The organism is Paraliobacillus sp. X-1268, from assembly GCF_003426095.1.
GTDB lineage: Bacteria > Bacillota > Bacilli > Bacillales > Amphibacillaceae > Paraliobacillus_A > Paraliobacillus_A zengyii.
The window spans coordinates 1-16,190 of sequence record NZ_QJSK01000011.1; the positions used below are offsets into that span (position 1 = coordinate 1).

The following is a 16,190-nucleotide window of genomic DNA, read 5'->3' on the forward strand; positions in this document are numbered from 1 at the left end:
GGAAAGATCATCGTTATCAACATAAGAGTCCTTTTGACATTCTATATCTTACGTATGAACAAACCTTCCAAGCAGTATAGGCTTACGGTATACATTTTTTTAAAATAGTAAAGTGGCTTATTATTACACATACATCTAATTGGAAAATAATTCAACTTTATGTTAGAAGTTAGTTGCGTAATGTTTGTTTTTTCTATAGTTTATCCTTAGCTTGACGGCTATGGGTTGTGCCCACGGAAAGCGAAACCCTTTGCTGACGTAGTGAGATCAAGCACGTTATGTCGAAGTTTATAGAGAGTTAGTCATAGTTACTATTTTTTAGAAAGTGGCTTAATGATATAAGTAATAATGATCTCAATCACAATAGGTTAACTCGTTAAGATCCTATTTTTTATTAATACCGCTCGGATGATTTCATAACTGTAGCTTTCATCTAGACTGTCTTTGAGGGCTTTCAGTTTTGGTTCTTCTAGTTGTTCGTGAGCGTCCAATACCGCCATTTCCTCATCTTCGGAAAAAAAGAGTGACCAATCTAACTCCATCCCATGTTGATAAGCTTGAAATAAATGACTAGAAACAGTTTGTTCTTTAATTTCTCGTTTGTTAGCAATTTCAGCTAACGATTCACCTGCTTGATAAAGTTGATAACTAACCAAATAGCTTGGCTGATCATCCGTTTCCTTTGGTGCTTGTTCTTTTATCCATTCTGTAATAGCATCCATGAAGGGCACTCCATACTGTTCGAACTTTTTCGTTCCCACTCCTTTAATATGAAGCATGTCCTCTTTTGTTTGTGGTAAATAGCGACTTAACTCTTTTAATGTTGCATCTGAGAAAAGAACATACGGAGGAACTTTATCGTGAGCAGCCATTTCTTTACGTAACACACGCAGTTTCTCGAATAAACTTTCTTTGTAGTCTGTCTTAGCTGCTTGTAGAACTTTTCCTTTTTGCATCCAGATCTTTTGGGTTCCTTTTAAAATAGCTTCTGCATTTTTTGTTAATTGTAAAATAGGAAAACGCTGATCCCCAGTGGTTAAGAAATCTTCCGCTACTAAATAATGAATAAAATTCGTTATTTCTTTTTCTGTTTGATTGGCCATTAAACTATAAGTAGATAACTTATCAAAGCCAAACTGTTTGATCTTCTTATCTTTAGAACCCTTTAAGACTTTGGCTGTTAATCCTGCGCCGAAACTTTCATTCATTCGTTTTACACAGGAAAGCACCATTTGTGCCTCTTTGGTCCTATCTTGTTTTTCCCCAATATTCTCGCAATTCGTACAGCGACCACAATCCTTATCAGTTGAGTAATCATGAAAATAATGCAACATGTAAGTTTGCAGACAGCTATCCGTGTGGCAGTAATTAACCATTGATTGTAGTTTCTTGTATTCATTTGTTTTCATTTTTTCATCCATCATCGACTGTTCAATTAAGAACTTCTGTAAATGAATGTCTTGTCCAGAAAATAATAAAATACAATCACTAGGTTCTCCGTCACGTCCAGCGCGCCCTGCTTCTTGATAATAAGCTTCGACATTCATTGGCAATGCGAAGTGAATGACAAACCGAACATTAGATTTATCGATCCCCATGCCAAATGCATTTGTTGCTACCATTATCGTCGCTTCATCTTGGATAAAGCGATTTTGTTCTGTTTGTCGCTTTTGTTCACTAAGTCCTGCATGATATTTAGCTACGGACAAGTTTTTACCTTCTAATAGATTAGCAATGGAATCTACTTGCTTTCTTGTTGGTGCATAAATGATGCCGGATTCTTGAGGATGTTCCTTCAGATATTCAGAAACAAATTCATGTTTATCTCGTCCTTTAATAAGATGAAAAGCTAAATTTTCACGGGCAAAACCAGTGTTAACTACGGCGTCTGAATCAATCGATAACAAGCGCTGGATATCCTTCACAACCTCTGTAGTTGCTGTCGCGGTGAGAGCCATTACCATGGGAATGTGGGTGAGGGTGTGGAAGGTATTCACGATTGATCGATAGCTAGGACGAAAATCATGCCCCCATTGCGATATACAATGTGCTTCATCAAAGGCTAGAAAAGAAATCTTCATTTGTTTAATCGTATATAAAAAGGAATTGGTTTCAAAACGTTCAGGAGCAACATAGACGAAGTGATAATTCCCCTCCTTTAACTCTTTTAAGCGGGCTTGTTGTTCTTCACCAGAAAGTGAACTATTAATATATGTAGCAGAAATACCTAAAGCATGTAGCGCATCTACCTGATCCTTCATTAATGAAATTAATGGAGAGACGATGATAGCAGTACCGTCTAGTAGTAAACCGGGAATTTGATAGCAAATCGATTTGCCACCACCAGTAGGCATAAGACCTAACGTATTTCTTTTATGTAAAACATGCTGAATGATCTCTTCTTGGCCACGCCTAAAAGAATCAAATCCATAATATTCTTGTAATAACTTTTTTGCTTCTTCTAACATCTAGATAGCCATCCTTTTTCAAATTTAGTTTAGTATCACCGTCGATAAGGCTCCACTTTAATTGAAGTATAATGCGGTTAATTTAGTGGGAACGAAAGGACGCTAACAACCTGTTTAGTTCGACTAACAAGCCGTGGAAGTGCGGATTGAAGTTTCACTTTATATCTTATTCTAACATTAGATGACAAATTAATAGAAGGGACTTTTTAAAAAGTTGTTTTAAAATTTGTATGATGCTTTAAAATAGCTGAAATTCAAGGTTTAACTAGCTTCAAAGTTTCGTGAAGAGTAAAAAAGAAGACGAATATAGTTCAAACTGTTTTACATTATTAGGCGCGACAAGTAAACTATCGTTATAATTAGAAAGTTAGACGGATAGAGAGGAGGCTACAAAATGATCGGTTCATTTTTAGTGCAATTTATGATAATTGGTATACTTGGAGTCGGTTCCCAATGGGTAGCTTGGCGATTTCGTTTTCCTGCAATTGTCGTTATGTCAATTGTTGGTTTACTTGCAGGTCCTATTTTTAGTATTATTCATCCGGAACAGGACTTTGGTGACATGTATCGTCCCTTTATTTCCGTAGCAGTTGCGATTATCTTGTTTGAAGGTAGTTTGAATTTAAATTTTAAAGAAGTACGAGGATTAGGTAAACCTGTACTTCGAATTGTAACGTGGGGAGCTCTAATTAGTTGGGTTCTAGGCTCACTAGCTGCTCATTATGTAGCAGGATTATCATGGACTATATCCTTTGTCATTGGTGCCATTTTTATTGTAACAGGCCCAACAGTTATATTACCGTTATTACGACAGTCAAAATTAAAACCAAGGCCAGCTAAAATTCTGAAATGGGAAGGCATTATTGTCGACCCCTTTGGTGCACTACTAGCTGTGTTTGCATTTGAAATTATTGTCTTTTTAACAGCTGAAACTGCTGATATAACAGCATTACTAATCTTTATTCTAGCGTCTATTTTTGCTGTAGTACTTGGTATAGGATTCGGAAAATTGATTGGTTGGTTATTTGAAGCTGGACATATGCCAGAGTATTTAAAATCCTCGGCAGTATTAAGTGCAGTAATCGCTTGTTTTGCAATTGCAGATGAAGTAACGCATGAAACAGGTCTACTAGCTGTAACAGCTATGGGTATGACTTTAGCGAATATGGGTATTGCATCTATTCGACAGATGCGTCACTTTAAAGAAGATATATCTATCTTACTCGTATCAGCAATCTTTATTATGCTGACCGCTTCATTAACAAGAGAAACATTAATTCAAGTCTTTAATCCTGAAATTATAGGCTACGTACTTTTAATGTTATTTTTAGTTCGTCCACTATCCATCTTTATATCGACGATAGGAACTGATTTGAAGTTTAATGAAAAAATCCTAGTAGGTTGGATCGCACCTCGCGGAATTGTTGCACTAACAGTGGCGAGCTATTTTGCTTCTGTTTTTACAGATGGAGATTTTGAAGGTGCAGAGATCATCACATCTATAACATTTGCTCTCGTATTCTTTACTGTTTGTGCACACGGGTTTTCAATTGGTTGGTTAGCGAAAAAATTAGATTTATCCTCAGATGGTAAACCAGGTGCATTAATTGTAGGTAGTAATCAATTCTCCGTCGCCTTAGCGAAGGTAATGAATGAATTAAAAGTACCTATTTTAATTAGTGATTCATCGTGGGAACGTCTTTATAAAGCGAGACAGGCAGGAATAGATATCCATCATGGAGAAATTTTATCAGAGCAGACGGAGTATACGGTCGATATGACGCCGTATGATTACTTGATTGCTGCCACTGAATATGATTCTTATAATGCTTTAGTAGCTTCTACGTTTGTCCCAGAGTTCGGTAGAAAAGACGTTTATCGACTTTCTATTCAACACAATAGTGGTGATAATATAGAAGATATGGACCATACAATTGGTGGAAGAATATTATTCACTCGAGATGTCGCTTTGGATGATTTAGCACATAAAGTAGAAATCGGTTATGTATTCCGAAAGACAACATTAACAGAGCAATATACATTTAAAAATTATCGTGATAACTGTGAACCACATACCGTTTTATTATTTGTGCTAAAAGCAAACGGAAAACTACTTTTCTTTACGGAGGAACTAACAATTTCACCAGAAGTAGGTGATACGGTCATCAGTTTAACACCACCAAGCAAAGAATTTAATAAGATGAGAGAAAAGATTGAAGAACAACGAAATGATAAACAATCATAATAAAAAGGGGCATGCAAAAAATAGCATGGCCCTTTTTTCGTGCTATTTGTTAGGATGAATGCATATTTTTTAAAAGAAAGGGTATTACATAATGTGTATAGGTATCTCTTATGCATTTCATACAGTTTGTACATTATAAGGAGATGCGATATCCAGTAGTCTACAGATGTAATAGATATAAAAAAGGAGGGAGTTAAATTAATTAGGAATATATAAGTGAACTAAAACCCTTTTTTTAGCATATTTAAAGTATTTGCCAAGAAAAAAGAGTATTTAAGCTTATAACTACATATACACCGCTCCTTTTTATTACAGGCTTATATTTGTCGTAAGAAGCAGTGTAACTAAAGCTTAGCGTATTTGTTAAGAAATCTACGTTACACTATAATAGTAATAGTCTGAATAATATGGTTATCGTGTACCATCATCCCAATAGAGGAGGGAACAAGTAATTGAAACTATTCCAAATACTCGATAATTTTTTATTGAAATTAGAAGAGATTATCTTAAGTTATTCCGTTTTATTAATTGCAGTTATGGTTGTTGGAAACGTACTTAGTCGTGCGATTACAGGGAAAAGTTGGTTCTTTGCAGCTGAGATTAGTTTGTTTGCTGTAATAATCGCAACTTTTATGGGAATCAGTTATGCTGCACGAAAAGGACGACATATTAGTATGTCAGCATTTTATGATTTAGCTCCATTTAAAGTTAGAAAAGTATTGGCAATATTTATTCCATTAGTTACTGCAATTGTTCTTTTTGTTGTTTCTTATTACTCTTTCAGACACGTGCAATCTGTTTATGAGAGTGGAACAGTTACAGCTGCGTTAGAATTACCAGCAGTATATATGTTAGTCTTTATCCCTATTGGGTTATTCCTAGGTGGATTACAGTACTTAAGAAATGTATGGATGAATATCAGGCACAAAGAAATTTATCTAGGCACAGATGTGAAAGATTATAATGATAAAGAAAATGATGAAGATATAAAGGATCAAATTCATGTATAGAGTTAAAATAGTAAATATGGTAGGGGAAAGGATTACACTATGCTCACGACATTAGTGACGATTATGATCGTCTTGTTATTATTAAATTTCCCGATGATGATTCCTTTAATTGCTGCCCCATTAGTGGTAATGATGATCTATTTTCCAATGATGGATCCGATGTTAATGATTCAGCAATTAAAAACTGGAATTGAATCATATGTATTATTGGCTGTGCCATTGTTTATCTTTGCTGCAGACATAATGACGACAGGGAAAACATCTAATCGTTTATTAGATTTTATTGGCTCATTTGTTGCGCATATTCGTGGTGGTTATGCGATTACAACCGCAGCTGCATGTACATTGTTTGGTGCTATTTCTGGTTCAACACAAGCAACTGTTGTAGCAATTGGAACACCAATGAGGCAACGTTTACTTAAAGCAGGTTATAAAGATTCAAGTGCAATTGCATTAATAATTAATTCCTCAGATATCGCGTTACTTGTCCCGCCTAGTATTGGAATGATTATGTATGCACTTGTTTCTGGAACTTCTGTTGGAGATTTATTCCTAGCAGGCATTATTCCAGGCTTGCTCGTGTTTCTTACATTTGCAATTTATAGTTATTTATACGCGCGTTTCAAAAAAATCCCATTAGCAGAAAAGGCAAATTGGGGTGAGCGTTGGAAATTTACTAAAAAAGCATTATTACCATTAGGATTTCCGATAATTGTAATAGGTGGTTTATACTCTGGTATTTTTGGACCAACAGAAGCTGCCGGTGTGTCAGTATTTTACGCTTTTATATTAGAAGTAGTAATATATCGCTCAATAAAACTGAAGGACCTACCAAATGTTGCGTTGTCAACTGGTTTAGTAACTTCCGCGGTATTTGTTTTAGTGGCTGGTGGTCAAGCATTCACATGGTTGATCTCATTCGCAAGAATACCACAGCAGATTACGGAAACAGTCCTAGGTACAGATCCTAGCGCAATATATGTACTATTAATGGTATCTTTATTCTTTTTCATAGGTTGTATGTTTGTTGATCCAATAGTTGTTATTTTAGTTTTAACACCAATCTTTTTACCAGCGGCAACAGCAGCAGGTATCGACCCTGTTCATCTTGGAATTATCGTAACGTTCCAAGCAGCTTTGGGTTCTGCAACACCGCCATTTGGTGTCGATATATTCACCGCCAGTGCGGTTTATCAAAAACCTTATTTAGAGGTTATTAAGGGAACGCCACCATTTATTGTTATGTTATTAGTAATTGGTGCACTCTTAATCTTTATACCGGATATTTCACTAGCTTATCGTTGGTTCATCCCATCGTAGAGTAGTGATATCATATATAACAAATTTATTAGGAGGTAAGGCATATTTTTAAGAAAAAATATCTTTTCGGTTTATTAACAGTTCTCGCACTTAGCTTTTTATTAGTAGCTTGTGGAGGGGAAGAAGAAACAGAAACGGACACAGGAAGCGACACAGAAGGTGATGATACAGCATCATCTGATATTGAAGCTGCTACATGGCGTTTTGTAACAGAAGAAGTTTCTGGTCAAGTACAATATGAATATGCAGCTGAATTTGCTGCACGTATAGATGAAAAGACAGATGGGGCAATCACTGTTGAACCATATGAATATGGTGGTTTAGGTAGTGAAACTGACCAAGTAGAACTATTGCAAAATGGTGGAGTTGAAATGGCAGTTATGTCACCAGGTTTTACAGGTGGAATGGTTAAAGAAGGACAAATTTTTGCTCTTCAATTCCTATTTCCAGATAGTGTAGAAACAACGCAAGAAATTTTAGAAACAAGTGAAGCATTAAACACTGATTTACGTGAGCGTTATGAAGAATATAATATCTCGCCATTATCATTCTGGACAGAAGGTGCAATGCAGTGGACGAGTTCAACACCACTTGAAACACCTGAAGATTTTCAAGATTTCAAAATGCGTACACAAGAATCACCTTTAATTCTTGAATCTTATCGTGCATATGGTGCAGAACCAACAGCAATGAGCTGGAGTGAGTTATATACTGCATTAGATAACGGCACTGTGCAAGGACAAGAAAATCCAATCTTCTTTATTGGAGATGCTTCATTTAATGAAGTTCAGGATTACATGACGATCTCTAATCATAATAACTATGTAGCAATGACTACAGTTAATACAGATTGGTACAATGGTCTAGATGACAATGTAAAAGATATTGTTGATGAGACAGTAGAAGAGATGCAAGAATGGGTATTCGATGAACAAGCAAGTCAAAACGAAGAGTTCTTAGAAACAATTAAGAATGACACGGATAACCCAACAGAAGTTGTTGAGTTAACAGAAGAACAACGTGATGCATTTAGAGAACTAGCTGTTCCTGTTCGTGATTTCTATCGCGATGAAGTATCAGAGGTAGATGGTGCAATTCTTGATAAGTTAGAAGAAGAAATTGAAGCAGCACAATAAGCATAATCAAAAAAACCAGGCTCTCAACTAATGAGCCTGGTTTTTTGATTATAAAATATCTTGTTCATCTTCAGGTTGTTGTTTTTTCCATTCATGATAAAAGTGTGAAATGATTGTTTTAATTACTGCATATGCTGGTATTATAAACAGTAGTCCAAGAAAACCAGCAATACCACCAGCAGCAAGAATTAATGTAATGACAGTTAACGGATGAATTTGTAGTACCTTGCCCATTACATTAGGTGAAATGAAATTACTCTCAATTTGTTGCGCTATAATCATAACAACGGCAGCCCATACCCCGAGTATTGGATCTTGGAAGAGACCGACAATAACAGCAGGTACTGCAGATAAAAATGGACCGACAAATGGAATGAAGTTCATTAAGACTGCGAATAATGCAAGTGTTAATGAATAGGGCAGATCAATAATGACGTATCCAATATAGAGCATAATACCAACGCAAACACTAACAATAAATTGTCCTTGAATAAAGGAAGCTAATGTGTGATTAATATCCCCCATTAATGTTTTATAGCTTTTTGCTTTCGCTTTGCTTAAAAACTGTGTAATAAATGGAACAAACTTATACCCATCTTTCAACATAAAGAATAGGAAGAAAGGGATAAGGAAGAAAGAAAATACAAAGCCGAATATTTGTCCAACTGCATCAAGTAGAAAAGATGTAATGTTTTCTACATAGGTGTTTAGGTTATCTGTAACATTCTGAATGGTAGTCTCGAGTTGTTCTGGAATATAATCTTGATTATTTTGCCATAAGTTTATTAACTCCTCTGCGGTCGAAATCATACTTGGTGTATTCGAGACAAGTTTATTAAATTGATCTTGAACAATTGGTACAATATAATTCACTCCAAAAAATCCAAGTGTAATTATTAGAAGGAATACAATGAAAATACTGATGAGACGTGGAACTTTGTATTTTTCTAATAGATTCACAAGCGGATTAGTAACGTAAAAAATAACTCCCGCTCCAATGATTGGTACGGCAATTGCTGTCAGATAGGCGACCAATGGTGCAAAAACAAAATTAGTTATCGAAATTAAATAAATAAGTACGAAAATTAATATGGTTGTTATTAGAATTCGAAACCATTTTTGATGCATCAAAAAAAACCACTTCCTTTATTGAAATTTTTTAGTATGTATTTTAACAGTATTTACTATAAGAATAGCATATAAAACTACAATCTTCTAATATTTTAAATATAGTAAAAAAAGATAGTTTTGTTGACAATATCTCACAGTAGACTTAATATAAAATACATGAATAAAGGGGAGTAGCTGTTACAATTATATCGTCAATACGAGAGAATATCTCCGGTATAATTGGCAACGAAAGTTGTTAGCAAGACCTTTACCAGTAAAAATGGTAAAGGTCTATTTCTATGTTGAAAAATAGAGACCAATTATTTATTAATAGAAATAGGGGGAATACTAATGGATGCACAATTGTTAATTGAATATGGTTGGGTATTAATTGTACTTGTTGGTTTGGAAGGGATCTTGGCAGCTGATAATGCACTTGTTTTAGCTATTATGGTAAAGCATTTACCAGATAATCAACGTAAAAAGGCTTTGTTTTATGGTTTAGCTGGTGCTTTTGTATTACGCTTTGCATCATTGTTTGTTATTTCATTTTTAGTAGATGTTTGGCAAGTACAAGCAATTGGAGCACTTTACCTATTGTTTATATCTGGTAATCATATGTATCAAAAGTTTCGAAAAGGCTCGGAAAAAGAAGAAAAAGAGAAAAAAGTTAAAAACAGTGGTTTTTGGCCTACAGTTGTAAAGGTGGAATTTGCTGATGTTGCCTTCGCAGTTGATTCTATTTTAGCAGCTGTGGCGTTAGCGGTCGCACTTCCACCTACTAGTCTGCCCAATATTGGTAGTTTAGATGGTGGTCAATTTCTCGTTGTATTTGCTGGAGGTATGATTGGTCTAATTATCATGCGTTTTGCTGCCAATGTATTTGTTCGAATATTACATGAGCGTCCGGGTTTAGAAGTTGCAGCCTTCGCTATTGTTGGTTGGGTCGGTATTAAACTAGTAGTTAGTGTTCTCTCCCATGATGCAGTTCAAATTTTATCACATGGTTTTGCACATTCCTTAGCTTGGAAATTAACATTTTACATTGTTCTCATAGGGATTGCACTTGCTGGTTGGTTTTTATCAAGTGTTCAAAAAGTTGAAGAGCGTGCATTATAAATAAGTTCAAAGCAGCCTATCCTTTACTTAAGGAATACTATATTAATGGAAAGGAAGATAATAATGGCATTACATCAATTTCATCTAGAAGCAGATTGGACTGGAGGTCGTAATAGCGTTGGTAAAATTGAAGCAGGTAATCTTCAAACCGAAATTTCGATCCCAACAGAAATGGACGGTCCAGGAATTGGTACGAATCCAGATGAAATGTTACTTGGGGCGGCAGCTACTTGCTATTTGATTACATTAGCTGCAATGATAGAACGAGCAAATCTACCATTAGAAACGATAAAATTAACTTCAGTTGGTGAAGTCGATGTAACAAATGGTATTTTCACCTATCAAAAGATTACACATCGACCATTAGTACAGTTAAAAGTGGAAGCAAGTGAAAGAGATTTAGACATACTTAAAGTACTTGTGAAAAAAGCAGAGTCTACCTGTATGATTTCAAAAGCAGTGCAAAGAAATGTAACAATTGAACTCGAACCGGAAATTTCGATTGCACGATTATAGATTGCTATCATAACTTTTGTTAAATATCTTGACAAAAGAGTTATGAAATTGTAATCTATTCCTTATAAAACTTATCGGATTAAGTGTAATTCGATAAGTTTTTACTTTTGTTTTTATTTAGCATAATACTACATACATATGGGGGAATTAGCTTGGATACAGTATTTATTCTTATCAACATTGCATTAATGTTAGCACTAATAGGTTTATTAATTTTCATGCAAAAAAGACATGTCTCTTTCAGTAAAAGAGTCTTTACAGGTTTAGGGTTAGGAATACTCTTAGGGGTGTTATTACAAGTAGCATATCCTGCTGATTCAGAGATAGTAAGTACTACAACAGAATGGTATAACATACTTGGCCGTGGCTATGTACAATTACTAATGATGATTGTTATTCCGCTAGTTATGGTATCAATCATTCAATCTATTATAAACTTAGAAAAGTCGGCTGATCTAGGTAAGATGTCGGCTTGGATTATTGGTATCCTTGTTGGAACGGCAATGGTTGCAGCGTTAGTCGGTATTGTGGCAGCTTCTGTATTCAATTTAGATGCTAACCAAATTGAAATAGGTCAAGCCGAACAAGATAGAGGATTCGCTTTAGAAGAAACACTTGGAGAAGTAGAAAACTTATCTACACCAGACAAAATATTAAGTTTTATTCCAGCTAATCCATTTTTGGATATGACAGGACAACGTTCAACCTCAACGATAGCTGTTGTAATCTTTTCTGTGTTTATTGGTGTAGCAGTATTAGGTGTGAGACGCAAAAAACCAGAAGAAGCAGCAAAATTCACTGAGATAATCAATGCGGTATATGCTGTCGTAATGCGAATTGTAACGTTAATATTACGATTAACACCATTTGGTATTTTAGGTCTAATGGCTAATACAGTTGCCGGAACAGATGTCGCTGGAATACTAGAACTCGGTAAATTCGTTGGAGCTTCTTATGTAGCATTGATTGCAATGTTTATAATTCATTTAATTGTTTTAGCATTGTTTGGCTTAAATCCACTAACTTTTTTAAGAAAAGTATTACCGGTATTAGGTTTTGCCTTCACATCACGTTCAAGTGCGGGTACAATACCACTGAATATCCAAGCACAAAAGAATAGTTTAGGTGTGCATGAGGGAATTGCAAACATGTCTGCATCATTTGGTGCAACAATCGGTCAAAATGGTTGTGCAGGAATTTACCCAGCTATGTTAGCTGTAATGATTGCACCATCACAAGGCATTGATCCACTGTCATTTGGTTTCATTGTTCAATTAATTTTAATTATTGGAATTAGTTCATTTGGTGTTGCAGGTGTTGGTGGCGGTGCAACGTTTGCAGCATTAATCGTTTTATCATCAATGAACTTACCAGTTGCGTTAGCTGGTCTACTTATTTCAGTAGAACCATTAATCGATATGGGACGTACTGCATTGAATGTTAATGGTGCGATGTTATCTGGAACATTAACATCAAAAATTATGCGTAAGTTAAATATAAAAACCTATAACAACCCAACAGCGATCGAAAAAGATACAACTATCTAATAATGAAAGACAGTTCTCATCAACAATACTACTGTTTAAATGTCATAGTAGATAGAAACTACGACGTAAGATTATAAAGGTTAAGTTATATAATTCCTTGTTAATCTGTCGCTACGTAAAAATACTCGCTTTCCATGGGGAACGCTTCAGCCTCCTCGTAAGCAAATGTTTTCGATGGGCCGAGTAATCGCAGGTCCAAAAATCGCTCACTGCGGGGTCTTCAGACTGTTCCTTTCCCATAGGAGTCTCGCATTTTTCCTCCGCTAGTTTGTATTGATATTTTTCTTTTCTAAAGCGGGGTGCCATAATAAACATACATTAGTCTTAAATCAAACTAGCGTATCAAGTGAAATTGGCGACACTCCTGCAGGAACAGCACATGTTTTCGATGGGATGAGTAATCGCAATCCCACGGGCTGAAGATCCACTCGGAAAGCGTACTGTGCTTATCCGAGTTAGCTGAAGCCGTGCCTGCGGAAAGGGAGCCAATTTCACTTGAGGAGCGGGTCATGGTATTCTGTTAAGTCTAATTATATCGATTCTTCAAACGATAATCTTTTAAAATATAACGAATTAAAGCGCATCTCCTCAAATGAGGAGATGCGCTTTTAGATTCTTGTTTATTTTCGAATTCGATCCATTGTCACGTAAAATGCTGGTAATAGAACGAGCGTTAATATAGTGGAGAATAATAAGCCGAAAACAATGGAAACTGCTAAGGGCTTAAAGAGTACATCTCCAGTGAAAATGATTGGTACAAGTGCCGCGATGGACGTAAGTGTTGTTAATATGATCGGACGAATACGAGCACGACCAGCTTCGGTTATAGCTTTTATTGTTGATTCATATTTTGTTTTGTTTTGTTCGATAAATTCAATCAGTAAAATGGAATTTCGGACGACAACACCAGATAAGGAAACAATACCGAGAACGGCTAAGAAACTTAATGGCTGTCCTGAGATAAATAGTCCGACAATAGCACCTGTAATCGCTAAAAAGACTGTACTTGTTACGAGCAATGGCGTTAACAAGGAGTTAAACTGAATAGCAATTGTTAAGTAAATTAAAAACAGAACGATCAAAAATAGTTTTGCAACTTCAATAAAGAAGTCTGATTCAGCAGACGATTCACCCGTTTCTAAGATTTGATAACCCTCTGGTAAATCCTCTATAGCACGAGCGATTATTTCATCTGAATCTGTAGTAAAGGACTCACTCTCATCGTCCATTTCATATCCTTCAATTGTAATCGTACGTTCTCCATCTAAGTGTGGAATTGCGCCGATTTGAACTGTTGTTTCGGTTGTAATAAATGTGTCAAAACCTACCATAGTAGGAATGCCATTTTCAGCTTGATCTGTTAACGCAATCTCTAACGTGCTTAAATCAATACCTTCTGGATTTCCGTCGTCTAATCCTAACTGGATAGGTAAACGATCAATACCATTATCGAAATAGCCAAGAGGCACGCCGATGTTAGCCAGTTGTAATGTACCAGTTATTTGATCTACACTGATATTTTCTGAAGCTAAAAAGTCCTGATCAATCTCATAGTTAATAAATGGCTGTTCTTGACTAGTGTTACTCGTGACAATTTTAGCTGTTTCTAAGCTAGCTAGTTCTTGCTTAAGGTTGTCTGAAATGGTAACAAGTTGATTAATTTCTGGCCCTTGAACCTTTACTTCAACACTTGGAGAAGGGGGTGGACCTGAAACAATAGTTTCTAAGAATAGTTCCGTAGTTGGAAATTCCGCGCGTAAATCTGTTTCCCATTGATCAATAAATGCAGTTGCACTTGTTTGATCACGATCTACACGAACAACTAATTGTCCTGTGTTTTCTCCAGACCGTGTTAAAGAGGAAGCAAATATACCAGGTAATCCACTACCACTGTAAATGGCTGTTTCACTTATATCATCTGATTGTGAAATGAGAAAACTTTCGATATCCTCAAGTTCTTGATTTGTTGATTCAAGTGTTGTTCCTTGTGGTAACGTAGCTGAGATAGTAACCTCCGAACGATCAGCGGCAGGGAAAAATTCAAAAGGCACTTTAAAAGCTAAAAGGACTAACAAAAAGCAAAGGACTACGCCACTAATGACTGTCAACCATGGTCTTTTTAAAGTTGCAGGAATAATTTTATCAGCATAACCTTTTTCCATTTTACTGAAAAGAGGTCCTAAAAGTCCGTTTGCCGATTTGGTTTTCTTCGTCTTTGAATATTTTTGTTTTGTATATTGGATTGTTGGTATCATCGTTAGTGCCAATATAGTTGAAGCTACTATTGTACAAATTAGTGCTAAAGGCAAGGAACGGATAAAGTCTCCATTACTTCCTGATAAAAATGTTAGTGGTAGAAAACTGAATACAATCATCAAGGTCGAGGTAATAATCGAAACAGATATCTCGCGTACACCATTAATTGTACCTTTAAGTGCAGATTCTCCCATTTGGAATCGCCGTTGAATATTATCATTTACTACGATCGCATCATCAACTAGAATTCCAATCGCAACAATCATTCCAATAATTGATATTTGATTTAAATCAACACCCGCATAAGGTAATGGAATTAGCCCGATTATAATCGATATGGGTATGGCTAATGCTACTAGAATGGCTGATGATAGTGGTAGCCCCAATAACATAATTACTAGTACAGCGATTAATGATATGGCGAATGAAGTAATAAGACTCGTGAAAACCTCATCTATAACTGTGCTTTGTGTGTAAAATTGGTCAACAGATACATCGTTAGGAAGACCCTGTTCTAATTCTTCAATTTTATCATTAATTTGTGCTTGTAAATTAGCAATATTTACGCCTTCTTGTGCTTGGATAGTTAGAGATAGCGCATATTGATCCTGATAACGAATAATATCATCAAGTTCATCATCTGCAACTTCTAGTGATGCGATATCTGCTAAATAAACAGGCTGATTATTTGCATTTTGCCCGATCAAAACACGCTCAAGGTCATCGATTTCTTGATAAGACTCTAGAGATAACTGATAAATAGTATCATCTTGCTGTTCGGTGCCAATCGCAGTGGGGGCAATTGCCGTATTCAGTGCCGAAATGACTTGATTAGGTTTTATTTGATTGCTACCTAAATCATCTGGATCCATGGTAATTGCGATAGATTGATCTGGTAATCCTTTTGTTAAAATTGCTTCTACCCCAGTAATCCCTGTTAATGTTTGTTCCCATTCATTTACCGACGCGCGAAGCGCAAATAGGCTAGCTTGGTTATCAGCTAATAAGTGATAGGTCGCTACGTTTGAGGTAACAATGTCAGTAGATACAGAAGCCGATTGAGCTGTTTCAGGAAAAGAAGCACTTTCCTCTGCTGCAGCTTGGCGTATCGTGCTATATACAGTGGATGCTTCAACATCACTGTCGAGTGAAATGGTTATAGTAGAAAAACCAGTAGTAGATGCGGATGATACTTCTGAAATACCATCAATATCTTCTAATGCATTTTCAAGTGGATTGGTAACTGTTTGTTCGACTTCCTCAGGATTTGCACCAGGGTATACGGTTGAAATCGATGCAATGTTTTGGCTTATTTCTGGAATGTCGCGTTTAGGTAGTTGGATATATGTAAATATGCCAGTGAATAGTAATAAAATGACAAAAACCCAAACGATTTTTCGGTAATGTAAAAGCAGTTTCATATCGTTCCTCCTTGATTTATCTATAGTGTGATTATAGCAGAT

Annotated in this window: 10 protein-coding genes; 7 read left to right on the plus strand and 3 right to left on the minus strand. The window is 35.9% G+C overall.

What is annotated here, in order from left to right; all coding sequences use genetic code 11:
- Positions 1-368 precede the first annotated feature (368 nt).
- On the minus strand, positions 369-2,468 hold the full coding sequence (gene recQ, locus D2K62_RS12325) for a DNA helicase RecQ (RefSeq protein ID WP_117161553.1): 2,100 nt from the start codon (positions 2,466-2,468) through the stop codon (positions 369-371).
- Between the two features lie 394 nt (positions 2,469-2,862).
- On the opposite strand from recQ, the gene D2K62_RS12330 reads away from it, so the two are divergent.
- The 4 genes from D2K62_RS12330 to D2K62_RS12345 all read left to right on the plus strand — a co-directional run bounded on the left by D2K62_RS12330 (position 2,863) and on the right by D2K62_RS12345 (position 8,179).
- A complete protein-coding gene (locus D2K62_RS12330; protein WP_112182254.1) occupies positions 2,863-4,713 on the plus strand; it encodes a cation:proton antiporter in 1,851 nt (616 codons plus the stop codon).
- Between the two features lie 452 nt (positions 4,714-5,165).
- Complete coding sequence (locus D2K62_RS12335) at positions 5,166-5,723, plus strand: TRAP transporter small permease (RefSeq protein WP_112182253.1); 558 nt, start codon at positions 5,166-5,168, stop codon at positions 5,721-5,723.
- Between the two features lie 39 nt (positions 5,724-5,762).
- Positions 5,763-7,043, plus strand: coding sequence for a TRAP transporter large permease (locus tag D2K62_RS12340; protein WP_112182252.1), 1,281 nt, complete (start codon positions 5,763-5,765; stop codon positions 7,041-7,043).
- Positions 7,044-7,225: 182 nt separating this feature from the next.
- The gene (locus D2K62_RS12345; protein ID WP_332871763.1) at positions 7,226-8,179 is read left to right on the plus strand and encodes a DctP family TRAP transporter solute-binding subunit; all 954 of its coding nucleotides are present in this window, start codon (positions 7,226-7,228) and stop codon (positions 8,177-8,179) included.
- Between the two features lie 48 nt (positions 8,180-8,227).
- Here the strand turns inward: D2K62_RS12345 and D2K62_RS12350 are convergent, their stop codons facing one another.
- A complete protein-coding gene (locus D2K62_RS12350; RefSeq protein ID WP_332871762.1) occupies positions 8,228-9,307 on the minus strand; it encodes an AI-2E family transporter in 1,080 nt (359 codons plus the stop codon).
- Positions 9,308-9,640: 333 nt separating this feature from the next.
- Here D2K62_RS12350 and D2K62_RS12355 point away from each other — a divergent pair, with 333 nt between their 5' ends.
- From D2K62_RS12355 to D2K62_RS12365, 3 genes are all read left to right on the plus strand, one after another.
- Positions 9,641-10,408 (plus strand): TerC family protein, encoded by a 768-nt coding sequence (locus D2K62_RS12355; protein WP_117161554.1) that lies wholly within the window; start codon positions 9,641-9,643, stop codon positions 10,406-10,408.
- Between the two features lie 63 nt (positions 10,409-10,471).
- On the plus strand, positions 10,472-10,924 hold the full coding sequence (locus D2K62_RS12360; protein ID WP_117161555.1) for an OsmC family protein: 453 nt from the start codon (positions 10,472-10,474) through the stop codon (positions 10,922-10,924).
- 152 nt (positions 10,925-11,076) lie between these two features.
- A complete protein-coding gene (locus tag D2K62_RS12365; protein WP_112182247.1) occupies positions 11,077-12,471 on the plus strand; it encodes an L-cystine transporter in 1,395 nt (464 codons plus the stop codon).
- 620 nt (positions 12,472-13,091) lie between these two features.
- Here D2K62_RS12365 and D2K62_RS12370 read toward each other — a convergent pair.
- On the minus strand, positions 13,092-16,148 hold the full coding sequence (locus tag D2K62_RS12370; protein WP_117161556.1) for an efflux RND transporter permease subunit: 3,057 nt from the start codon (positions 16,146-16,148) through the stop codon (positions 13,092-13,094).
- Positions 16,149-16,190 lie beyond the last annotated feature (42 nt).